Origin of the sequence: Streptomyces sp. NPDC055962 (assembly GCF_042270185.1) — a bacterium.
Classification (GTDB): domain Bacteria; phylum Actinomycetota; class Actinomycetes; order Streptomycetales; family Streptomycetaceae; genus Streptomyces.
Map to the genome: position 1 here is coordinate 215943 of NZ_JBHJYN010000001.1, position 21900 is coordinate 237842.

The window sequence follows — 21900 nt, forward strand, 5'->3', positions numbered from 1 at the left end:
ATTGGTATGGACATGCTCAACCGGCCGGACTAGCCTCACAGTTGGTCTAGACCACAATGGACGCATGGCCTCCGCTTCCCCACCTGCCGCAACCGGGTTCGCCGCACCGGGCGGTCGCGTCGGAGGCCGTGCGTCCGCGGCCGGACCACGGCATCCCCCCACTGTGCCCGTCCGGCACAGCCCACAGAAAGGGCACCCATGCCTCGACCGCAGCGACGCACGGCAGGACCCACGTACACCGCCCGGCTGCTGGCCCTCGCCCTGGCGGCCGCAGGAGCCGCCCAGGCCATGATCGGCACGGCCCCCGCCGCCTCGGCGGCCGACGCCGCCCCCGCCGCCGCCACCTGCGCCCTGAAGTCCCGGCCGCAGGGCAAGGTGCTCCAGGGCTACTGGGAGAACTGGGACGGGGCCGCGAACGGCGTCCACCCACCGTTCGGCTGGACCTCGATCGCCGATCCGCGTATTCCCCAGCACGGCTACAACGTCGTGAACGCGGCCTTCCCGGTCATCCGCTCGGACGGCACGGTGCTGTGGGAGGACGGGATGGACGCCACCGTCAAGGTGCCCACGCCCGAGGAGATGTGCGCGGCCAAGGAGGGCGGGCTCACCACCCTGCTGTCCATCGGCGGCGCGACGGCCGGCATCGACCTCAGCTCCGCGGCGGTGGCCGACCGCTTCGTGGAGACGGTGGTGCCGATCCTCAAGACGTACCAGTTCGACGGCATCGACATCGACATCGAGACCGGCCTCAGCGGCAGCGGCGACATCAACACGCTCTCGCCCTCCCAGGCCAACCTGATCCGGATCATCGACGGCGTCCTCGCCGCCATGCCCGACGGGTTCGGCCTGACCATGGCTCCGGAGACCGCCTACGTCACCGGCGGCAGCGTCACCTACGGCTCGATCTGGGGCGCCTACCTGCCGGTCATCAAGAAGTACGCCGACAACGGCCGGCTGTGGTGGCTGAACATGCAGTACTACAACGGCAGCATGTACGGGTGCTCCGGCGACTCCTACGAGGCGGGCACCGTGCAGGGCTTCACCGCCCAGACCGACTGCCTGGACAAGGGGCTCGTCGTGCAGGGCACGACCATCAGGGTCCCGTACGACAAGCAGGTGCCCGGCCTGCCCGCGCAGCCGGGTGCGGGCGGCGGCTACATGGCGCCCTCCCTCGTGGCCCAGGCGTGGAACGGGGTCGGCGGCCTCAAGGGGCTGATGACCTGGTCCCTCAACTGGGACGGGTCACGCGACTGGACCTTCGGCGACAACGTCAAGGCACTGCAAGGGCGTTGATCCGCCCCGCGCCACCTCCCGGTGCCGGGCCCCCGGACCGGGTACGGGGCGGCGGCCGCCCGCACAGACCCGGAGCCGTGCCATGGACGGCCCGGCTCCGGGAAGACGAGCAGGCATGGACACCAGAGCCTTCACCCACGGCCGGCGTCTCGCCGCACTGCTGGCCGTCGTGCCCCTGGCCGCGGCGTGCGGCGGGGGCCACGACGGGAACCCCGGCGGGCGGCCCGATCCGAAGTCGCCCGCCCTGTCGCGGGGAACACACCTGCTCGTCACCACCGACAACGGCGTACGGCTGCGGCCGGCCGATGGCGAGCAGGCCGCCACCGACCGGCACGTGACGAGTCGGTGGTTCCGCCATGACGACACCTGGACCCTCGACCTGACCTGCACGGACCCCGACGGCCACGATCTGCCGGACTGTCCGCGGATGCCCGTTGTCGCCGTCCCCGCCGGCACCTCCGTCACGGTCACCGCGAGAAACGCGGGCATCGACGCGGTGGGCGTGGAGGCGGAGTTGGACCTGACCACCGTCAACGGCGACGTGACGGTGACCCGTTCCGGCCGGGACGACGCCTCCGTCCGGCTCGTCACACGCAACGGCTCCGTCCGGACCGGCACGCTGCACTCCGTACGCCTTCACGCGGAGACGGTCAACGGCGACGTGACGATCGGCAGCGCCACCTCGCCGGCCGGCCTGACCGCCCTCACGACCAACGGTTCGGTACGGGTGGCGCTGCCCCATGACGCCCCCGCCTACCGCACGACCGCCACCGCGCGGAACGGCCGGACCTCGGTCACCGTGCCGGGCCCCACGGGCGGGGACGGGCACACGATGGCGCTCACCACCGTCAACGGTGACGTCACGGCGGCGCGCGACTGAAGCCCCGCACCGGTCCCGTTCACCGGCGCGCGCCGGGCCCGCCGGTGAACGGCCCGCATCCGCACCGTCGTAGACGTGGTCCGGTGCGGCGCGACCCCGGTGATCGCGCGGGCGCAGCACCCCTTCCCTGGCATCCACGGTCCGGCGACACCCGTCCTCTTCCGTACGCTCCCGGCCGTCCTGTCCGTGCGGACGGTGAGGATGGCGCAGAAGCCGTCCGGCGGCCGGCCGTCCTCGCCGTGCGGGGCGGTGCCGGCCGCGGGCCCGCCGGGCAGGGTCACGGGTGCTCGCCGGGCCCCTCGGCGTTGGAGGCGAGACGGGTGGGCGAGAGCGCGGTGTCCTCCTCGCCCGGCTCCAGCAGGGTGGCCGCGGCACCCACGACGAGGGGGTCGGGCGTGCCGACCGCGTCGAGGTCCTTCGCCGCGTAGTCGATGCGGGCGAGGAGGCTGCGCATCGCTTCGAGCCGGGCCCTGCGCTTGTCGTTGCTCTTCACGACGGTCCAGGGCGCGTGCCCCGTGTCGGTGGCGCGGAACATGTCGATCTTCGCCGTGGTGTAGTCGTCCCAGCGGTCGAGGGAGTCGATGTCCGTGGGCGAGAGCTTCCACTGGCGAACGGGGTCGACCTGCCGGATGGCGAAGCGCGTGCGCTGCTCGGCCCGGGAGACGGAGAACCAGAACTTGACCACGACGACCCCGTCGTCGACGAGCATCCGCTCGAAGGCGGGGCACTGCCGGAGGAACAGCTCGTACTCGGGCTCGGTGCAGAAGCCCATGACGCGTTCGACGCCGGCCCGGTTGTACCAGGAGCGGTCGAAGAAGACGATCTCGCCGGGCGCCGGCAGGTGGGCGATGTACCGCTGGAAGTACCACTGGCCCCGTTCGCGGTCCGTCGGCTTGTCCAGGGCCACGATGCGGGCGCCACGGGGGTTGAGGCGTTCGGTGAAGCGCTGGATGGTGCCGCCCTTGCCGGCCGCGTCCCGTCCCTCGCAGACCACGACGACCCGCGCGCCGGTGTCCTTCGTCCACCGCTGGAGCTTGAGCATCTCGATCTGCAGGATGCGCTTGATCCGCTCGTACTCCTTGCGGCGGAGCTTGCGGTCGTACGGGTAGTTCTCGCGCCAGGTCTTGATCGGCCTGCCCGCCTCGTCCAGCAGGATCGGCTGCTCCGGCCTGCTGGTGTCGACGGTCAGGCCGTGCAGGAGTTCCTTCTCCACCCGTTCACGGTTCACCATGTAAAGCCTGTCACCTCGTTGCGCCCGCGCAAACCGGAGGCGCGGGCGCAATGAGGCGGCGGTCTACTTCATCTTCTCCGCGAAGAGCGGGACGACCTTCTCCAGCGCGTAGGAGGTCGACAGCACCGAGTCGGTGGCGAACGCCTGGCTGATGCCCTGGTCGTCGAAGACGAGGGAGTGTCCGGCCTTCACCGAGGGGACCGCCTCGTACAGCGGGTCGTCACTGATGTCGGTGGCCGGGATACCGATCGGGGCCATGACCGTCAGGTCGGCGTCCAGGAGGTCCAGGTTCTCCTTGGAGACCGGGACCGAGAAGCCCTTGCCCGCCTTGGCCTCGACGGCCGGGTTGTTCTCGAATCCGAGGCGCTCCACGAAGTCGACCCGCCCGGTGCCCGAGACGTAGGCACCGTAGCCCTCGGAGGTGCGGGAGCCCAGCGTGATCGTGCTGCCCTTGAACTCGGGGTGCGCCTTCACGGCGTCGGCGTACTTCGCCTCGGTGTCCGCGATGAGCTTCTCGCCCTTCTCCGGGACGCCCATGGCGGCCGCGACCATCTCGGTCTGCTTCTTCCACGTCTGCTTGTACTGGTCGCCGCCCTCGGGCACGCCCACGGTCGGGGCGATCTTGCTCAAGGTGTCGTAGCGCGTCCGGTCGCCGCTGGACTTGGTGTCCAGGATCAGGTCGGGGCCGAGCGCCGCGATCTTCTCGTACTCCGGCTCCAGGGTGCCGATGATCTCGGGCTTCTTGTCGTACATCCCCTCGGCCCAGGGACCGACGCCCTCGCCGCCGAACGCCAGCCAGTCGCTCGCACCGACGGGCTGCCCGCCGAGCGCGAGGACGGTCTCGGCGTCGCCCCAGCCGAGCGCGACGATGCGCTGGGGCGCCTTGTCGACGGTGATCTCGCCGAACTTCGTCGCGACCTTCGCGGGGAAGGCGCCCTCGGCCGCTCCGCCCGAGGTGGACGCGGAGCCGGAGCCCGCGGTGCCGTCGGAGGAGCCGCAGGCGGCGAGGCCGACGAGGAGGGCCGCGACGACCCCGGCCATCAGGACCGGGGTACGACGGGCACGGCGGGTACGGGGAGCAGAATCGTTCATGCCACTTAGGCTAGCCTAACCTAATTATCGATCACGACGCGGGGCGGGCGGGCGGACGCACCCTTCACATGGTGGCGGCCGAGCGGCACCACCATCGGCGTCGCCGACGCCGGGTCCTCCAGCACCGAGCAGCGCATGCCGAACACCTCGCTCACCAGGGACTCCGTCACGATGTCGGACGGGCGGCCCTCCGCGACGATCCGGCCGTCCTTCATGGCGACCATGTGGTCGGCGTAGCGGCAGGCGAGATTGAGGTCGTGCAGCACCGCGACCATGGTGACCCCGTGCTCGTGGTTCAGGTCGGTGAGCAGGTCCAGGACGTCCAGCTGGTGGCTGGCGTCCAGGAACGTCGTCGGCTCGTCCAGCAGCAGGATGTCCGTGCGCTGTGCGAGCGCCATCGCGATCCACACCCGCTGGCGCTGTCCGCCCGACAACTCGTCCACGGGGCGGTCCGCGAGGTCCAGGGTTCCGGTGGAGAGCAGCGCCTGCGCGACCGCATGGTCGTCCTCGGGGCTCCAGCGCCGGAACCAGCCCTGGTGCGGGTAACGGCCGCGCCCCACCAGGTCGGAGACCGTGATGCCCTCCGGTGCGGACGGGCTCTGCGGGAGGATGCCCAGCACGGCGGCCACCTCCTTCGTCGGCATCTCCTGGATGCTCCGGCCGTCCAGCAGCACGGCACCCTCCGAGGGGGCGAGCAGCCGCGCCATCGCCCGCAGCAGGGTCGACTTGCCGCAGGCGTTCGGCCCCACGACGACGGTGATGCGCCCCGGCGGGACACTCAGGTCCAGGCCGGAGACGATCTCCCGGCCGCCGTAGCCGAGGCGGACGCCCTGGGCTCGAAGAGTGTGGTCAGCCACGGCGGGGCCACGCCTTTCCTCGGTGTCGTCGTCGTGCGTACGTGTGTCAGCCACCGGTGCCCCCGCGGTTGGCGCGGGCCAGGAGCAGGAGCAGGTAGGGGGCCCCGATGATGCTCGTCACCACGCCCACCGGGAGCTGGACCGAGGGCAGCAGGTGCTGGGCACCGAAGTCGGCGACCAGGACGATCAAAGCTCCGGTCAGCGCCGCGTGGGGCAGCGCGGCGCCCCGGCCCGGCACCAGCCGGCGGGCGATCGGCCCGGAGACGAAGGCCACGAAGCCGACCGGTCCCGCGGCCGCCGTAGCGACCCCCGCGAGGGCGGTCGCGCAGCCGAGCAGCGCCAGCCGCCCCGGTTCGACGCGGGCCCCCAGACCGGCCGCCGCGTCGTCCCCGAGCTGGAGGGGGCCCAGGACGCGGGCGGCGAGGACGGTGAGCGGCACGAGCAGGGCGAGCGCGCTCAGCAGCGGCCACAGCTGGCCCCAGGAACGGCCGTTGAGGGTGCCCGTCAGCCAGAGATAGGCCTCCTGCGCGTCGGTGGTGTCGGAGCGGGCCATCACGTACCAGACGACGCTGCTGAGCCCGGTGCCGAAGCCCACGCCGATCAGGACGAGACGCTGGCCCGCGACACCCTGGCGCCAGGCGAGCAGGTAGATGGCCGCACCGGCGGCCACCGACCCGACGAGGGCGCTGCCGGACAGGGCGAGACCGCTGACCTGGAAGAGCAGCGACGCGGTGACGGCGACCGCGCTCGCCCCGGCGCTGATGCCGATGACGTCGGGGGCTGCCAGCGGGTTGCGCAGGACGGACTGGAAGACGGCCCCGGACAGCCCGAAGCCGATCCCGACGAGCACCGCCAGCAGGGCACGGGGCAGCCGGAGTTCCAGCACGACGAACCGCGAACCGCCGTCACCGCCGCCGAACAGGGTCTCCACGACCTTGCCGAGCGGCATCACCATGTCGCCGACGCTGAGCGAGACGGCGAACACCGCCACCACGGCGGCCAGCAGACCCGCCGCCACCACGACGGAGCGCCGCCGCTCACGCCCCCGTGCGCGGGTCACCACGTGCACGGCGTCCGCGAGGCGGGCGTCGGGCGCCTCCTCCCGCAGCCGGGTGCCGGTCACAGCTCCACCTGCTTCCTGCGCCGGACGAGCCAGATGAAGGGGACACAGCCGATCGCTGCGGTGACCACGCCCACCTGGATCTCGCCGGGCGGGGCGACGACCCGGCCGACGATGTCGGCGGTGAGCAGCATGACCGGGGCGAGGACCATGCTGTAGGGGAGGACCCAGCGGTAGTCGGGGCCGGTGAGGAGCCGGGCCGCGTGCGGCACGGCGAGGCCGACGAAGCCGATCGGGCCCGCGACGACGGTCGCCGCGCCGCACAGCAGCACCACGGCGAGCGCCGACGCCAGCCGGGCGAGGCCGACCCGCTGGCCGAGGCCACGCGCCAGGTCGTCGCCGAGGGACAAGGCGTTGAGCTGCGGCCCCAGCAGCAGGGCGAGGACGGCACCAGCCGCGATGAACGGGGACACCTGTGCCAGGACCTCCCCGTCCCGGGCCGTGAGCGCGCCGAGCTGCCAGAAGCGGAAGCGGTCATAGCTCTCGCGGTCCTGGAGCAGGACCGCGCTGGTCACGGAGGTGAGCACGGCGCTCGTGGCGGCGCCGGCCAGGGCCAGCTTCACCGGGGTGGCGCCTTCGCGCCCGAGCGAGCCGACCCCGTACACGAGGAGGGCGGCGAGGAGCGCGCCGAGGAAGCCGAACCAGATGTACTGCGTGGCGGCCGTGAACCCGAAGAAGCTGATCGAGCACACCACCGCCACCGAGGCGCCCGCGTTGACGCCGAGGAGCTGGGGGTCGGCGAGCGGATTGCGGGCGACGCCCTGCATCACCGTGCCCGCGAGGCCCAGCGCCGCGCCGGCCAGCAGTCCGGCGACGGTGCGGGGGACGCGCACCTCCTGGACGATGAGCTGGCCCTTGACCCCGGGGTCCGGGTCCAGCACGCCGTCCAGGACGTCGCGGAAGGGCACGTCGCCCGAGCCGACGGAGAGGCTCGCCAGCACGGTCAGCAGCAGGACGGCCACGGCGGCGAGCAGTCCGAGGGCCAGGACGGGGCGGCTGCGCGTGGACCGCCGCTCCGGTGTCCGGGCCGTGTGTTCCTTCGCTCCCTGGAGGACCTGGCCGCTCACGGCCGGTGCGCCCGGGACGGCGGCATGCGGTGGTGCACTGTTCCTCGCCCTTGCTCGTCGCCCCCGGGACGGGAGGCACCCGCGAGCATAAGTAAGGTTAGCCTAACAGTGCCAGGTCAGCGGTCCGGTGCCGCGCCATGTGAGCTACGGAGAAACCCTTGTCGAATGCCGCGCCCGTGGCCCCCGCCACCGCCCTCTCCCCCGGTGACGACCCCCTCGCGGGAGCGGTGCTCCTGCGGTCGGCGGAGCAGTTGCGGGAGATCCTGGGCGAGCCCTGGCCGCTCGTCATCGACAAGGTCCACGACGAGCTCACCGAGGACGATCTCGGCCTGCTGGCCCGCGCGCCCTTCTGCGCGGTGTCGACCTCCGACGCCGACGGCAACTGCGACACCTCCCCGCGGGGAGGCGAGCCGGGCTTCACCCGGGTCCTGGACGCCCGCACCCTCGTGCTGCCCGACCTCCCCGGCAACCGGCGCGGCGACAGCTTCCACAACATCCTGTCCAACCCGCACGTGGGCCTGCTCTACCTGATACCCGGCGCGATGACCGTCCTGCGGATCAACGGCCGCGCCCGCATCCTGACGGACGCCCCCTTCTTCGACGAGATGGCGGTCAAGGGGCGGCGTCCCGACCTGGCGCTGGTCGTGGACATCGACGAGATCTACCTGCACTGCCCGGCCTCGCTGAAGCGGTCGGGCGTGTGGGCGCCGGAGACCTGGGAGGACGCGAAGGCCTGAGGCCCGGGTCCGCCGGCCCTGGGGTCCCGGCGCAGGGTGTGCCGGGAACCATCGGGCGGGGCCGGCGCGGAACGCGCCGCGCTCGTCGGCCGCCTCAGCTCTCGCGGGCCTCCTCCACCACGCTGATGACCGTGGAGGCGGTGGACGACGTGGCTCCGGCGGCGCCGTCGACCAGTTCGCCGAGTCCCCCGGCGTCGTCGAGCGCTCCGAGCGAGACGGGCTGTCCGGCCGCGTGTGCCGCGTCCCCGTCTCCCGGGTGCGGACTGATCGCGGCGATGACCACGCCGGTGGCGAACGTGAGAACGGCGAGTGCGCTTCGCTTCTTCATGCCGGATCAACGGCTCGCGGCCCCCGGAGGACACGCCGGATCTCCGCGCCACCCGCACCTTCCCGCCGTGGTCCCACCTCGCTGTCCTGCCGGACCGGCGCGCTGCCTACGCTGTGCGCATGGTGATCTACGCCCCGGCGGCGCTTCTTCTCCTCGTCTTCTGTGTGAGCGCCTCACGTGAGCGCCGGAAGTTCAGCAACGCCGTGATCCTGGGGCTGGCGGTTCTCTGCGCCCTGGCGGGCCTCCTGTACCGCATGGTCTCGTCCGGGTACGCGTCGGCACGGGTCGTGGCGGTGTCGCTGCTGGTTCCGGGTGCCGTGGCCGTCCTCGTCCTGACGTACTTCCTCTTCCTCAACGGCGTACGGATGCTGCGCAAGGAGGGCAGGAGCCCGTCCAACCTGCTGTCGCTGCTGAGCGCCCTGGCGATCCTCGCCGAGCTCGCCCTGCTGGCCGTCGCCGCCTGGCTGCGGACCCCGGTGCTGATCGGGGTGGCGGCCACGGCCGGCGCGCTGGCGCTCTACTTCTCGTTCCTGTTCCTGTGCTTCGTCTGCTACGCCTTCCTCTACGGACGGCTGCTGGTGCGCCGCAGGGCCGACTTCGTGGTGGTGCTGGGTTCGGGGCTCGTCGGCGGGTCCACCGTGCCGCCGCTCCTCGCGAGCAGGCTGAAACGGGGGCGCGAGGTCCACGCCCGGCTCTCCCGGCGCGGCGGTTCCCCCGTGCTCATCACCTCGGGCGGGCAGGGACCCGACGAGGACCTGCCCGAATCCCACGCCATGGCGGACCACCTGGTGGCCGAGGGCTTCCCGGCCCACCTCATCGAGCGGGAGGACCGGTCGACGACGACGGAGGAGAACCTGCGGTTCAGCAAGGCGATCATGGAGAAGGCGAAACCCGGCTACCGGTGCGTCGTCGTCACGAACAACTACCACGCCTTCCGTGCCGCCCTCACCGCCCGGCGGGTCCGGATCCGGGGACAGGTGGTCGGAGCGCCCACCGCCGCGTACTTCTGGCCGAACGCGACGATCCGCGAGTTCGCGGCGGTCCTGATGGACTACCGGCGGAGCAACGCGGCGATGTGCCTGCTGATCGTCCTCGGCGGAGTGGCCGTCTGGTGGACCCGTCTGAGGTAGGGGTGCCGCCCCACTGCAAGGACGCTCAGAACCCGCCGCCCCCGTCGAACCCGCCACCGCCTCCGCCGAACCCGCCGCCGTCCCCGAAGCCTCCGCCACCGAAGCCGGAGGAGTCGAAGTCGGAGCCGGAGACGTCCCCGCCGCTCCAGTCGCCGCCTCCTGCGCCTCCGCCGAAGTCACCGCCGCCGTACTCCGCCGCGTACGCCGGGGTGGAGAGCATCGAGCCGAGCATGGTGCCGACCAGCAGGCCCGGCAGCAGCCCGCCGCCGAAGTAGCCGCCGGCCCAGGGGCCGTAGGCGGGGCCGGCCTCCCAGTACGGGCGCCTCCGCCCGTCACCGACGTCGACCGTGCGGCTCAGGGGGTCCTCGCCCTCGCGCAGGCGCGCCTCGTCCGCGCCGCAGACCGGGACCTCCCGGGCCGATCCGCCGGACGGTGTCCAGCGGACGTCCGCGACGGCGGGACCGTGGCGCGGGTCGAAGAAGCAGGGCGGGCGGCGTGCCGGGAGCGCGCTGCCCGTACGGCGGGCCTCCAGGACGGCGAGCGAGAAGCGGCCGTCCTCCAGGGCCTGGGTGACCCCGCGCACGTCGGACGGGTGCTGCGCCCCGCCCATGCGGGACTTGGCGTCCTCGTAGGAGTCCAGCGCGCGCTCGTAGTCGAGGCGCATCGCGTCGTCGGCGCCCTTCTCGGCGGGGTGGAAGTCCAGCCGGTCCAGGGTCTCGCCGTACGCGGTGATGTCCTCGTCCACGACGACCCGGAGCTTCTCCAGCGCGGCCCGCTCCTCTTCCTCCTTGCGCTTCCTGTTGCGGCGTGCGAGCGCGAAAGCGGTGCCCCCGCCCAGGACGACCAGGCCTCCGAGGACGACCAGACCGGTCACCGGCGCGCCGGTCCCGGCACCGTCGCCGTCGCCGGAGCCGCCGCCGGACCAGGAGGCCGGGGCACTGCCCTCGGCCTGGTCGACGGCCCTGTCGACGAACGCGTTCAGCTGGGCCGCCGTGCCGGTGTCCGCGCCGGGCGCCTTCACCAGGGTCGTGAGGTTCTCGACGGCCCGGGTCGGCATGACCTGCGGGTCGGCGCCCGCGTCGAACCCGTCGCCGAGGCGCACGGCGTACACACCGGTGATCCCGGTGTCGGTGCGCAGGTTCTGGAGGAGGTTCTCCGGCGGGTACTGCGAGGTGGCCGGCAGCACGGCCACGAAGACCGGTTTGTCGGCGTCCGTGATCTTCTTCTCCAGGGCGGCCTCCTGGGACGCCGAGAGCTGGCCGGACGCGGCCGGATCGACGTACACGGGGCCCTGGCGCAGGGCGCGGGCCGCGTCGTCGATCGTGGACGGGGCGGCATGGGCAGTGGAGGTCATGGCCAGCAGTGCCGCCGAGATCATCAGCAGCAGGCAGGCCCACAAGGGGGCGAACAGCCTCTTCCGCATACTCCGAAAGTAACCCGGGCGGGTGACAAACGCGTCACCCGCCCGGGTCCCTCTTCGTGCGGTTACGCGGTCACACGGCGCGGTACGCCGCGCGCAGCTTCGCCACCGCCCCGGTCAGGTCGCCGGTGAGCAGCAGGTGGTCCGCCTCGGCGAACGGCTTGGAGACCGCCGGGGTCAGCTTTCCGCCGGCCCGCTGCTGGACCAGGAGCCTGGCCCGGTCCACGATCTCCTTGCCGGCCGCGGTCCTCCCGAGGCCCGCCCGCTCGGCGAGCTGGGCGGCGACGGCGAGCCCCGCGAGGGTGAGGTCACCGCCCGTCGGGACCTTCTTCAGGGTGGTCAGTCCCCAGCCGTACGGGAACTGCGGGTCGTAGGCCGCGTCGCCGACGTTGATCGGGAGCTGCGACTCCGACTTCGGCCAGGTCACCGGGAGCTGTCCGGTGAAGGCCCGCTTGCCGTAGAGGACGTCGGCGACGCCGTCGCCCTCGGTGCCGGGCAGCCAGGAGGCGACCAGGGCGTCGATGTCGCCGAGCCGGTCCCCGATGAGCTGGGGGCGGCCCGAGACGATCAGGACCGCGCACTTCATGGCGGCGCACACGGTGTCGACGGCCTTCTTGTCGGCGTCCGAAAGCTCCAGGTCGTGGCCGTTGCCGACGTCCCCGATGCCCTCGGCGTACGGCTTCTCGCCGACGACCACGACACCGGCGTCGTAGCCGTCGGTCGGGGCGGATGCGTCCTTGGAGAAGGTGGCCGAGGAGGTGTTCTTCTCGATGCCCTTCAGAATCGTCGTGCCCGTGGTGGTGGCACCGGATGCGCCCTGCCAGCTGACGGTCCAGCCGCCGGCCTGGTTGCCGAGGTCGTCGGCGTTCGAGCCGGCGACGTAGACCTTCTGCGAGGCCTTGAGCGGGAGCACCGCCCCGTCGTTCTTCAGCAGCACCTGGGACTTCGCCGCGGCCTCACGGGCGACCGCGCGGTGTGCGGAGGAACCGACCTCGTCCAGGTTCGACGTGTCCGCGTACGGCTTCTCGAAGAGGCCGAGGCGGAACTTCTGGGTGAGGATCCGGGACACCGCGTCGTCGATCCGGGCCTGGCTGATCCGGCCGGCGGTGACCTCGTCCTGGAGTGTCTTCGTGAAGTCCTGGTACGCGGTCGGGACCATGATCATGTCCAGTCCGGCGTTGACCGAGGTGCGGACGTCGCTCGCGTAGTCGCCGGGGATCTGGTCGATGGCCTGCCAGTCGCTGATGACGAAGCCCTCGAAGCCCATCCGGTCCTTGAGCACACCGTTGATCATCTCCGCGTTGGCGTGCATCTTCACCGGACCGGCGTCGTCACCGAGGATGTCCAGCGAGGAGTACGACGGCATGACCGTGCCGACGCCCCGCTTCACGGACTCGGCGAACGGCGCCAGGTGCACCGCTTCGAGCTCCTGCCGCGTGACCTTCGTGACGCCCTGGTCGATCGTGTACGAGCCGGTGGTGGACGAGCCGAACTCCGTGCCGCCGTCGCCGACGAAGTGCTTGGCGCTGGCCAGCACCTTGTCGTTGCGGGCGAGGTCCTTGCCCGAGGGGCTGCCCTGCATGCCGGTGATGACCGTCTCCATGGCCTCGACCAGGGCCGGGTCCTCGCCGTAGGCCTCGTAGGAACGTCCCCAGCGCTCGTCACGGGTGACGCAGACGCAGGGGGCGAAGTCCCACGGGATGCCGGTGGCGCGGACCTCGCTCGCGGTGACGGCGCCGGTCTTCTCGGCGAGCTTCGGGTCGCGGCCCGCCCCGATGCCGATGTTGTGCGGCATGATCGTCGAGCCGATCACGTTGTTGTGGCCGTGCACCGCGTCCACGCCGTAGATCAGCGGGATCTGGAAGCGGGTGGCCTGGGCGCGCAGCTGGTAGGCATCCACCATCTTCGCCCACGCCTCGGGCGTGTTCGGGGTGGGCACCGAGCCGCCGCCGGAGAGCAGCGAGCCCAGGTCGTACGCGGCGATGTCCCCCTGCGACTTCAGCGCGTTGCGTTCGGCCTGGGTCATCTGCCCGGCCTTCTCGGCCGGCGACATCCGCGCCAGCAGGTCGGCGACCCGCTGCTTCACCGGCAGCTTCGCGTTCTGGTACGGCAGCCCGTGGGCGTCGATGACGACCTGCGGGTTCTCCTTGGGCGCCTTCGCCCCGGTGACCGTGAGCTCCAGCGGGATCGTCTCCGCGGACTCGGCCCCCTTGTCCTTGGCGGTGGCCACGGTGACGGTGTGCGTGGTGCCGGAGGCGGTGCCCGCGGGGAACGTGTGGGTGCCGCTGACCGGGGTGTAGTCCTTGCCGGGTTCGGCGCTGCCGCCCTTCGTCGTGTACGCGACGGTGACGGGCTCCTCGGTGGGCACGGAGCCGGTGGTGGCGACGGAGATCCTGATGTCCGCCGTGCCGCCCTCCTTGACCGTGTGCACCGCGGAGTCGACGACGACGCTCGACTTCAGGGCCGGGTCGGCCTTGCCGTACAGCTCGACGGCGTCCATGGCGAAGGAACCGGGGGCGCCGGTCGGGAGGGTGAGGGCGTAGCCCCACATCTCGTTCAGGCCGAGGACCTGGTCGATGCCGCCGACGGGCTGGTAGTCGGCACGGTAGACGAAGTCGGCGAAGGGGATCTCGACCTGGTGCCACCCCTCCCAGTCGTCGGTGAAGGAGGTGGTCCACAGCTCGGAGGCGCCGCCGTTCGCGCCGCCGTCCTTGATCTCGAAGTTGATCCGCTTGCCCGAACCGGGCGGCAGGGGCGCGGTGTTCTGGCCGTACCACCAGAAGCGGATGCCCTTGTGGGCGGTCCAGTCCTCGGGCGGCTGGTCGACGGCGAACTCGTGGCTCAGTCCGCCCCAGGCGCTGATGTCGTACGTGCCCTGGAGGACCTTGGAGCCCTCGGGGGCGTCGGCGCGCTCCTTGAACTCCAGCGCGGGGTGGTCGTCCGCGTCGCCGCCCCAGGTGAACAGGGAGTCGGCGGGCGGGTTGCCGAAGGGGACCTCGCCCTCGAAGCGGTCGACGAGGACGGGTGCGGGGTCCTCGGCGTCGGCCGCCGCGCTGGGGACGGCCCCGGCGAGGAGGGAGGCGAGGACGGTGGCGGCTGCGAGCGCGGCGGTCGCCGGTCTCGCGCGGTGGCGTGCGCGGGCGTGCGGTGTACGGGGCATGTGCGGCTCTTCTCTGCTCCGGTGGCCGGTGGTCGGGACTACTTCTGCTCGACGCGCACCCCGTCGGTCTCCGCCGTGATGCCGCCCTGGGCGACGCGGTCGACGCTGGGCCGAGGAAGACCCCAGGAGGGCTGGGTGTCCTTGTTCCAGCCGGCGGGACAGGCGCCGCCGAGGGCGAGGTCGAGGATCATGCCTGGATGCGGTCGGACACCCACCGATACGGGTCAGTCGGTGCGTGATTCACGGGTGAGGCGGATCGTGTCGCGGTACCACTTGGCGCTGTCCTTGAGCGTCCGCACCTGCGTGTCGTAGTCGACGCGGACGATGCCGAACCGCTTGTCGTAGCCGTAGGCCCACTCGAAGTTGTCCATCAGCGACCAGGCGAAGTAGCCCCGGACGTCGGCGCCCTGCCGGCGTGCCTCGGCCACGGCCTCGATGTGGTCGGCGAGATAGGCGGTGCGGTCGGTGTCGGGCACGGAGCCGTCCGCGGCGACGGTGTCGTCGAAGGCGGCGCCGTTCTCGGTGATGACGGTCGGCAGCGCGTAGTCGCGCTGGAGACGCGTCAGCAGATGGGTGAGCTCGGTGGGGGTGATCTCCCAGTCCATGGCGGTGCGCGGCAGGTCGCGCTCGACCCCGCGGACGACGGGGAGGCCGTCGGCGTCGGTCGGCGACCCCTCCTCGGTGACACCGGAGAACAGGGCGCCCCGGTAGAAGTTGACGCCGAGGACGTCGAGGGGGGTGGAGATGGCTTCCAGGTCGCCGTCCCGCACGGGCAGCTCGATGCCCTGCGCCGCGAGGTCCTCGACGACGTCCTGCGGGTAGCTCCCGTGGACGATCGGGTCGAGGTAGAGGCGGGTGCCCATGCCGTCGGCACGGCGGCAGGCCTCCCGGTCGGCCTCGCTGCCGGTCTCCGGGGTGGCGGTGCCCAGATTGAGGGTGATGCCGAGTTCGAGCGGGTTGCTCCCCGCCGCCTCGCGCATCTGCCGGGCGGCGAGGCCGTGGCCCAGGAGCAGGTGGTGGACCGCGCCCATGGCGTCGCCCATGTCGCTGCGGCCGGGGGCGTGCGCCCCGTAGGCGTATCCGAGCATCGCCGAGCACCACGGCTCGTTCAGGGTCGTCCAGTGCTCGACCCGGTCGCCGAGCGCCTCGTAGGCGAGCATGGCGTACTCGGCGAACCGCAGGGCGGTGTCCCGGGCCGGCCAGCCGCCCGCGTCCTCCAGCTCCTGCGGCAGGTCCCAGTGGTAGAGCGTGATCCAGGGGGTGACGCCCCGGCCCTGGAGCTCGTCGACGAGCCGCTTGTAGAAGTCGAGGCCCTTGGCGTTGGCCGGGCCCCGGCCGCCCGGCTGGATGCGCGGCCAGGCCAGCGAGAAGCGGTAGGTGTCGACGCCCAGGCCGGCGATCAGCTCCACGTCCTCGGGCATCCGGTGGTAGTGGTCGCAGGCCACGTCGCCGTGCTCCGCGTGGTGCACGGCGCCCGGGACCCGGCAGAAGGTGTCCCAGATGGAGGGGGTGCGGCCGTCCTCGGAGACGGCGCCCTCGATCTGGTACGAGGAGGTGGCCACGCCCCAGCGGAAGTCCGCGGGGAGTCCCTGGACGGCGGCGGGCTGCAGGCTGCTGCGGGGCGTGACGAGATTCATGGGTCTCCGTAACTCCGGGTGTGCTGTGGGGTGGTGACGGTGGTGCGGTCAGTGGTGCAGCCAGCAAGCGACCTCGCGGTCCTGGCCGGCGTCCGGTGCGGCGAGGACCGGGACGCGCTCCGCGCACGCGTCGAAGGCCTTGCCGCACCGGGGGTGGAAGGCGCAGCCCGCAGGCATCGCGGACAGGTGCGGGGGCGAGCCGGGGATACCGGTGAGCTCGCGCCGGGGCCCGTGCAGCGCGGGGAAGGAGTGCAGCAGGCCCTCGCTGTAGGGGTGGCGGGGGTCGCGGTAGATCTCTGCGGCGCCCGCCTGCTCCACGATCCGACCGCCGTACATGATCGCGATCCGGTCCGAGAACTCGATGAGCAGTGAGATGTCGTGGGTGATGAACACGACGGAGAACGACAGGCGCTCGCGCAGTTCCACCAGCTTGCGCAGGATCTGCCGCTGCATCACGACGTCCAGTGCGGTGGTGGGCTCGTCCATGATGACGATCTCGGGTTCCAGGGCGAGCGCCATCGCGATCATCACGCGCTGGCGCATGCCGCCGGAGAGCTGGTGGGGGTAGGCGGCGAGCCGGTCGGCGGAGATGCCGACGAGGTTCAGCAGCTCCTCGGCCCGCGCGGTCCGCTCGGCGGCGCGCATGCCGGGGCGGTGCGCGGTGAGCACGTCGGTGAGCTGGCTGTGGACGGTGTGCACCGGGTTCAGCGAGTTCATCGCCCCCTGGAACACGATGGACAGCTCCTGCCAGCGGAAGGCGCGCAGCTCGTCCGGGCTCAGGGCGAGGATGTCGACTGCTTCCCCGCCCGGCCGGTGGTAGTGCACGTCGCCCCCGGTGATCACCCCGGGAGGGGAGAGGAGCCGGGTGACGGCGTACGCCAGCGTGGACTTGCCCGAGCCCGACTCGCCCGCGAGACCGAGGACTTCACCGCGGTGCAGGGTGAGGTCGATGTCCCGCAGCGCTCGGACCCCGGTCGCGCCGGTGCCGTAGTCGACGTTCAGGCCGCTGATGGTGAGGATCGGCTCGGCGGTCATGCGCTGTGCTCCTTGCTGGGCTTGCCGGGCGATTCGGGTGCCGCGGGCGGTGTCTGCTCCGCGGCGGCGCCCTCGCGGACCACCGGGGTGAACGCGGGCGGCCCGGACGCGCCGGGCGACCGGGGCCCGGCGGTGCGGACCACGGGGGTGAAGCCGACCCGCATCCGGACCTTCCGGGAGGAGCCCGTCGCGGTGCGCAGGCGCGGGTTGACGAACTCGTCGATGCCGAAGTTGATGAGGGAGAGCGCGGTGCCCAGCAGGGCGATGCACAGGCCGGCCGGCACGAACCACCACCAGGCGCCCTGGGCCAGGGCCTGGTTGGACTGCGCCCAGAAGAGCACCGTCCCCCAGTTCCAGTGGGAGATGTCGGCGACGCCGATGAAGGCCAGGGTGATTTCCGAGAGGACCGCGAAGATGACGGTGCCGACGAAGCCGGACGCGATGACGGCGGTGAGGTTCGGCATGACCTCGAACAGGATGATCCGCCAGGTGGACTCACCGGTGGCGCGGGCGGCCTCCACGTAGTCGCGGCGCCGCAGCGACAGGGTCTGGGCGCGCAGCACACGCGCCCCCCAGGCCCATGAGGTGAGGGCGATGACGGCGGCTATCAGCAGGTCCCCGGTGTCCTCGACGAAGCTCGCGATGATGATGATCAGCGGCAGGCCCGGGATGACGAGGAAGATGTTGGAGAGCATCGAGAGGATCTCGTCGGCGGCTCCGCCGAGGAACCCCGCGCTGACCCCGATGAGCACGGACAGCACGGTCGCCAGGATGCCGGCGAGGAATCCGACGAGCAGCACGCCGCGGGTGCCGACCAGGATCTGGGACAGGACGTCCTGCCCGGTCTGGGTCGTCCCGAACCAGTGCTCCCCGGAGGGCGGTTGCAGCAGCTGGTCGCTCATGGCGTCGGGGTCGTACGGGGCGAGCCAGGGGCCCGCCACCGCGAGGATCACGAAGAACGCGAGGATCAGCAGCCCGGTGCGGGTCTTCCCTCCGCGCAGGAAGCGGAACCTCACCCGGCCCGCTGCGGCGGGGGTGGGCGGGTCGTCCAGTACGGCGACGTCGGTGGCGGTGACGGACACAGTCGTCAGGCCTCCTTACGAGTGCGGGGGTCGAGGAGGGCGTAGGCCATGTCGGCCAGCAGGTTCGCGGCGAGCACGGAGAGCGTGATGATCAGGAAGACGCCCTGCATGAGCGGGTAGTCCTTGGCCCCGACCGCCTGGAAGAGCTGGTAGCCGATGCCCGGGTACGAGAAGACCATCTCGACCAGCAGGGTGCCGCCGACGATGAAGCCCAGCGAGAGGGCGAAGCCCGAGATGTTGGGCAGCACGGCGTTGCGTGCGGCGTAGGAGAACATCACGCGCCGCTCGGAGAGGCCCTTGGCCTGCGCGACCATGACGTAGTCCTCCGAGGAGACCGTCACCATCATGTTGCGCATGCCGAGGATCCACCCGGCGATCGCGCTCAGGACGATCGTCACGCCGGGGAGCACCCCGTGGTAGAGCGCACTGGAGACGAACGGCCAGTCGAAGGCCGGTACCAGGGAGTTGTCGTACCCGCCGGCGGCCGGGAAGATCTGCCACTTGACCGCGAACACCGCGATGGCGATGAGGCCGAGCCAGAAGTACGGGATGGCCGAGATGAAGGTGGTCACGGGCAGCAGCCCGTCCAGCCAGGAACCGCGCCGCCAGCCGCTGTAGACGCCGATGCCGGTGCCGAGCAGGAAGCTGATCAGGGTGGTGATGCCGACCAGGGCCAGCGTCCAGGGCAGCGACTGGGAGATCACCTCGCCGACCGGGGTCGGGAAGAAGGTGAAGGAGAGCCCGAGGTCGCCGTCGAGCAGGTGCGACCAGTAGTCGGTGTACTGCGACCAGATCGACTGGTTCTCGTCGAGGCCGAACAGCGCCTTCAGCGAGGCGATGGCGGTGGTGTCCAGCTGCCCCTGGTAGCGGCTCATCAGGGCGTCGACGGGGTCGCCCGGCATCATGCGCGGGATCAGGAAGTTGATGGTGATCGCGGCCCATGCGGTGACCGCGTAGAAGGCGAACCGCTGGAGGATGTACTTCACTTCGCTGCTCCCTCGGCGGTGGTGCCGTCGTACAGCCAGCAGGCGGCCCACTGGCCGTCCGCCAGGTCGAAGCGCGGCGGCAGCTCGGTGCGGCAGCGCTCCATGGCCTTCGGGCAGCGGGGGTGGAAGCGGCAGCCCGCCGGCGGTGCGATCAGGGAGGGCGGCTCGCCGCTCCCGGTCTCCTCCTGCGCCTCGGCGTCCGCCACCCGGTCGGGGTCGGGCGCCGAGGCAATGAGCAGCTGGGTGTAGGGGTGCGCGGGGTGCTGGGTGACGGTCTCGCTGTCGCCGCCCTCGACGATCCGGCCTGCGTACATCACCAGCGTCGTGTCCGCGAAGTAGCGGGCGGACGCGATGTCGTGGGTGATGTAGAGGATCGCCAGGTGCAGGCGCTCCTTGAGGTCGCGGAGCAGGTTGAGGACGCCGAGCCGGATCGACACGTCCAGCATCGACACCGGCTCGTCGGCGAGCAGGACCTGGGGGTCGGCGCCGAGCGCGCGCGCGATCGCGACGCGCTGGCGCTGCCCTCCCGACAGCTCGTGCGGGAACTTCTCCAGATACTGATGAGGAGGAGTCAGCTGGACGCGTTCCAGCAGAGCCGCCAGGTGGGTCTCCAGTTCCGCCTCCCCGCTCCCCGCCCGGCCGTGGATCTTCAGGGCGCGGGTCAGGTGGTAGCGCACGGTGTGCACCGGGTTGAGCGAGGCGAAGGGGTCCTGGAAGATCAGCTGGACCTGCTTGACGTATCTACGGAAGGACCGGCCACGCCCGGCCTTCACCGCCGTGCCGCCCAGCTCGATCTCCCCCGCGGTGAGCGGGTACAGCTGGGCGAGCAGCCGTGCGACGGTGGATTTGCCCGAGCCGGACTCCCCCACCAGAGCCGTGACGGTGCCGCGCCGGAGCTTCAGCGAGACGTCGTCGACGGCGTGGACGGTACGGCGGCTGCGGGCGAGGAGGTCCTTGCCGGTGCGCCGTACGGGGAAGTGCTTGGTGACTCCGCGTGCTTCGAGCACCACATCCGTCGTGGTGCGCACGTCTTCGGACTGTTCGGTGGTCATGGCCGGTTCTTCCCGTGCTTACTTGGCGGGCTTCAGGTTCAGCACGACTTCCAGCGCGTCCTGCTGGGTGTGCTGCGGGGCTGCGTAGGGGTCCTCCTCGGTCGGCCAGCCCACCCAGTTCTTCGTGGAGTACTCGGCACCGATGGGGGCGGCGGCCGTCGGGATGACCGGCGCCTGGTCGACCATGATCTTCTGGAGGGAGTTCATGGCCTTGGTCCGCGTCGCGTCGTCCGTGGCGTTGGCGTACTCCTTCAGCGCGGCGGTGCCCTCGGGGCTCTTGAAGCGGCCGAAGTTGCCGAGCTGGGAGGCCTTGCCGACGGGCTGGAGGATCGCCCCGTCCATGATGTTCTGGTACATGTCGTACGGGGTGGCGCCGCTGTTGGTCCAGTGCAGGGTGGCGTCGAAGTTGCCGACGGCGACGTCGTTCGTCCAGGCCTCGGCGGTCTGGGTCTTGACCTTGGCCTCGATGCCGAGCTCCTTGATGCTGTCCTTGATGATCGAGAGCCCGGTGATGTAGTCGTTCCAGCCGGCCGGGTCGGTGAAGGTCAGCTTCACGGGCTTGCCGCTCGGGTCCTTCAGGACGCCGCCGCTGAGCTTGAAGCCGGCGTCCTTGAGCAGCGCCTTGGCCCCGTCGATGTCGGGCTTCGTGGTGGCGCTCTTGTACTCCGGTGCGAGGAAGGGCTCACCGGCGGGCAGCGGGATGCCGGTCGGGTTGGTGATCTCCGGGTAGAGCGTCGCCTGCGCCTGGACGTGGATCGCGTTGCGGTCGACGACCATGGCCATCGCCTTGCGCAGCGCCGGGTTGTCGAACGGCTTGCGGGCGGTGTTGAACCACAGGCCGTGGATGCCGAGCCCCGAGGGGAACCAGAGCTTGTGGTTCGCCGGGTCCTTGGCGACGTACAGCTGCTTGTAGTTCGGCATGAAGACGAACGACCACTCGAGCTTGCCGTTGGCCAGGGCGGTGGTCGCGGCGCTGTTGTCGTTGTACGTGCTGTAGCGCAGCTCCTTGACCTTGGTCTTGCCCTTCCAGTAGGTGGGCGTGGCGGTCAGGGTGGTGGTCTGCGGGGTGAAGGTCTTCAGCTTGTACGGGCCGGAGCCGACCGGGGTGCGGTTGGGCCAGGTCTCGGGGTTCTCGACCTTCTCCCAGATGTGCTTGGGCACGACATAGGTCGATATGATCTTGTTCTGGTTGACGAACTGCGATTCCTTGAACGTCAGGACGACCTTCTTCCCCTCGACGGCGACACCGTCGTAGGGGATGCCGTTGCCGTTGAGCGCCGGGTGCTTCTTGAGCAGCTCGAAGGTGAAGGCGACGTCGTCCGCGGTGAGCGGCTTGCCGTCGGCCCACTTGGCCCGCTCGTCCAGGGTGAAGGTGAGCTTGGTGAAGTTGGACTCCCAGTCCCACGCGGTCGCGAGCCAGGGGTCCGCCTTGTCCGTGGGGCGGATCATGTTGGTCATGGCCAGCGGCTCGTAGATCATGTACCGGTAGCCGAGCGTGGCGCTCGCGGAGGTGGCGAGGAACGGGTTGCTGTTGTTCGTCTGCGGCCCGTCGGGCTTCCCGATGTTCAGCACGCCGGAGGCGCCTGCTCCGCCTCCCTTGTTGGCGCCCGAGTTGGCGGACGAGCAGCCCGCGGCGAGCGCGACCACGGCAGTGGCGACTGAGAGCGCTCTCAGAGTGTGACGACGGCGTACGGACATGGCGACTCCAGGAGGACTGCGGGTCTGGGAGATCCGGTGTGGACAGCGCTCGACGCGCCGGGGCGGGTGGTGCGTGTGCCGGTTGCGGCTGGTTC

Annotated in this window: 18 protein-coding genes and 1 pseudogene; 4 read left to right on the forward strand and 15 right to left on the reverse strand. The window is 71.3% G+C overall.

From position 1 onward, the window contains the following. The first annotated feature begins 198 nt into the window (after positions 1–198). Together ACFC51_RS00990 and ACFC51_RS00995 are read left to right on the forward strand one after the other, a co-directional pair. On the forward strand, positions 199–1293 hold the full coding sequence (locus tag ACFC51_RS00990; protein ID WP_376378845.1) for a chitinase: 1095 nt from the start codon (positions 199–201) through the stop codon (positions 1291–1293). A gap of 115 nt (positions 1294–1408) precedes the next feature. Continuing rightward, the gene (locus ACFC51_RS00995; RefSeq protein ID WP_376378847.1) at positions 1409–2173 is read left to right on the forward strand and encodes a DUF4097 family beta strand repeat-containing protein; all 765 of its coding nucleotides are present in this window, start codon (positions 1409–1411) and stop codon (positions 2171–2173) included. 277 nt (positions 2174–2450) lie between these two features. On the opposite strand, the gene ppk2 is transcribed toward ACFC51_RS00995, so the two are convergent. From ppk2 to ACFC51_RS01020, 5 genes are all read right to left on the reverse strand, one after another. After that, entirely contained in the window at positions 2451–3404 is a 954-nt protein-coding gene (gene ppk2 / locus ACFC51_RS01000; protein ID WP_376378849.1) for a polyphosphate kinase 2, read from the reverse strand. Positions 3405–3467: 63 nt separating this feature from the next. Continuing rightward, the gene (locus tag ACFC51_RS01005; protein WP_376526344.1) at positions 3468–4496 is read right to left on the reverse strand and encodes an iron-siderophore ABC transporter substrate-binding protein; all 1029 of its coding nucleotides are present in this window, start codon (positions 4494–4496) and stop codon (positions 3468–3470) included. A gap of 20 nt (positions 4497–4516) precedes the next feature. Next, positions 4517–5353, reverse strand: coding sequence for an ABC transporter ATP-binding protein (locus ACFC51_RS01010; RefSeq protein WP_376526347.1), 837 nt, complete (start codon positions 5351–5353; stop codon positions 4517–4519). Between the two features lie 46 nt (positions 5354–5399). Next, positions 5400–6476, reverse strand: a complete 1077-nt coding sequence (locus ACFC51_RS01015) for a FecCD family ABC transporter permease (protein WP_376378858.1) — start codon at positions 6474–6476, stop codon at positions 5400–5402. Next, entirely contained in the window at positions 6473–7540 is a 1068-nt protein-coding gene (locus tag ACFC51_RS01020) for a FecCD family ABC transporter permease (protein WP_376378860.1), read from the reverse strand. Before ACFC51_RS01020 ends, ACFC51_RS01015 begins: the two co-directional genes overlap by 4 nt. A 158-nt stretch (positions 7541–7698) precedes the next feature. Between ACFC51_RS01020 and ACFC51_RS01025 the strand changes: the two genes are divergently transcribed. Next, on the forward strand, positions 7699–8277 hold the full coding sequence (locus tag ACFC51_RS01025) for an MSMEG_1061 family FMN-dependent PPOX-type flavoprotein (protein ID WP_376378863.1): 579 nt from the start codon (positions 7699–7701) through the stop codon (positions 8275–8277). 94 nt (positions 8278–8371) lie between these two features. On the opposite strand, the gene ACFC51_RS01030 is transcribed toward ACFC51_RS01025, so the two are convergent. Beyond that, positions 8372–8605 (reverse strand): hypothetical protein, encoded by a 234-nt coding sequence (locus ACFC51_RS01030; RefSeq protein ID WP_376378866.1) that lies wholly within the window; start codon positions 8603–8605, stop codon positions 8372–8374. Positions 8606–8724: 119 nt separating this feature from the next. Here ACFC51_RS01030 and ACFC51_RS01035 point away from each other — a divergent pair, with 119 nt between their 5' ends. Beyond that, positions 8725–9735, forward strand: coding sequence for a YdcF family protein (locus ACFC51_RS01035; RefSeq protein WP_376526350.1), 1011 nt, complete (start codon positions 8725–8727; stop codon positions 9733–9735). Between the two features lie 25 nt (positions 9736–9760). Here the strand turns inward: ACFC51_RS01035 and ACFC51_RS01040 are convergent, their stop codons facing one another. The 9 genes and pseudogenes from ACFC51_RS01040 to ACFC51_RS01080 form a co-directional block, all read right to left on the reverse strand. Further along, positions 9761–11158: a hypothetical protein gene (locus tag ACFC51_RS01040; RefSeq protein WP_376378872.1), complete on the reverse strand. Its 1398-nt coding sequence runs from the start codon at positions 11156–11158 to the stop codon at positions 9761–9763. A gap of 70 nt (positions 11159–11228) precedes the next feature. Next, positions 11229–14315 carry a glycoside hydrolase family 3 N-terminal domain-containing protein gene (locus tag ACFC51_RS01045; protein ID WP_376526353.1) on the reverse strand — a complete coding sequence of 1029 codons (3087 nt, stop codon included), beginning with the start codon at positions 14313–14315 and terminating at the stop codon, positions 11229–11231. A 38-nt stretch (positions 14316–14353) separates the two neighbouring features. Continuing rightward, positions 14354–14506, reverse strand: a pseudogene (locus tag ACFC51_RS01050) (hypothetical protein); the annotation flags it as partial. Between the two features lie 33 nt (positions 14507–14539). Continuing rightward, complete coding sequence (locus ACFC51_RS01055; RefSeq protein WP_376378878.1) at positions 14540–15952, reverse strand: GH1 family beta-glucosidase; 1413 nt, start codon at positions 15950–15952, stop codon at positions 14540–14542. A 48-nt stretch (positions 15953–16000) separates the two neighbouring features. After that, positions 16001–16987 carry an ABC transporter ATP-binding protein gene (locus ACFC51_RS01060; RefSeq protein WP_376378881.1) on the reverse strand — a complete coding sequence of 329 codons (987 nt, stop codon included), beginning with the start codon at positions 16985–16987 and terminating at the stop codon, positions 16001–16003. Then, on the reverse strand, positions 16984–18069 hold the full coding sequence (locus ACFC51_RS01065) for an ABC transporter permease (RefSeq protein ID WP_376378884.1): 1086 nt from the start codon (positions 18067–18069) through the stop codon (positions 16984–16986). Before ACFC51_RS01065 ends, ACFC51_RS01060 begins: the two co-directional genes overlap by 4 nt. Before the next feature lie 5 nt (positions 18070–18074). Further along, on the reverse strand, positions 18075–19055 hold the full coding sequence (locus ACFC51_RS01070) for an ABC transporter permease (protein WP_376378887.1): 981 nt from the start codon (positions 19053–19055) through the stop codon (positions 18075–18077). Further along, positions 19052–20107 (reverse strand): ABC transporter ATP-binding protein, encoded by a 1056-nt coding sequence (locus ACFC51_RS01075; RefSeq protein ID WP_376378890.1) that lies wholly within the window; start codon positions 20105–20107, stop codon positions 19052–19054. Before ACFC51_RS01075 ends, ACFC51_RS01070 begins: the two co-directional genes overlap by 4 nt. Before the next feature lie 18 nt (positions 20108–20125). Further along, positions 20126–21805, reverse strand: a complete 1680-nt coding sequence (locus ACFC51_RS01080) for an ABC transporter substrate-binding protein (protein ID WP_376378892.1) — start codon at positions 21803–21805, stop codon at positions 20126–20128. Between the last annotated feature and the right edge of the window lie 95 nt (positions 21806–21900).

What these genes read in the sequence shown, in the direction of transcription:
- ACFC51_RS00990 (WP_376378845.1), top strand. Translation starts at nt 199, where the DNA reads ATGCCTCGACCGCAGCGACGCACGGCAGGACCCACGTACACCGCCCGG.
- ACFC51_RS00995 (WP_376378847.1), top strand. Translation starts at nt 1,409, where the DNA reads ATGGACACCAGAGCCTTCACCCACGGCCGGCGTCTCGCCGCACTGCTG.
- ppk2 (WP_376378849.1), bottom strand. Translation starts at nt 3,404, where the DNA reads ATGGTGAACCGTGAACGGGTGGAGAAGGAACTCCTGCACGGCCTGACC.
- ACFC51_RS01005 (WP_376526344.1), bottom strand. Translation starts at nt 4,496, where the DNA reads ATGAACGATTCTGCTCCCCGTACCCGCCGTGCCCGTCGTACCCCGGTC.
- ACFC51_RS01030 (WP_376378866.1), bottom strand. Translation starts at nt 8,605, where the DNA reads ATGAAGAAGCGAAGCGCACTCGCCGTTCTCACGTTCGCCACCGGCGTG.
- ACFC51_RS01035 (WP_376526350.1), top strand. Translation starts at nt 8,725, where the DNA reads ATGGTGATCTACGCCCCGGCGGCGCTTCTTCTCCTCGTCTTCTGTGTG.
- ACFC51_RS01040 (WP_376378872.1), bottom strand. Translation starts at nt 11,158, where the DNA reads ATGCGGAAGAGGCTGTTCGCCCCCTTGTGGGCCTGCCTGCTGCTGATG.
- ACFC51_RS01045 (WP_376526353.1), bottom strand. Translation starts at nt 14,315, where the DNA reads ATGCCCCGTACACCGCACGCCCGCGCACGCCACCGCGCGAGACCGGCG.
- ACFC51_RS01055 (WP_376378878.1), bottom strand. Translation starts at nt 15,952, where the DNA reads ATGAATCTCGTCACGCCCCGCAGCAGCCTGCAGCCCGCCGCCGTCCAG.
- ACFC51_RS01060 (WP_376378881.1), bottom strand. Translation starts at nt 16,987, where the DNA reads ATGACCGCCGAGCCGATCCTCACCATCAGCGGCCTGAACGTCGACTAC.
- ACFC51_RS01075 (WP_376378890.1), bottom strand. Translation starts at nt 20,107, where the DNA reads ATGACCACCGAACAGTCCGAAGACGTGCGCACCACGACGGATGTGGTG.
- ACFC51_RS01080 (WP_376378892.1), bottom strand. Translation starts at nt 21,805, where the DNA reads ATGTCCGTACGCCGTCGTCACACTCTGAGAGCGCTCTCAGTCGCCACT.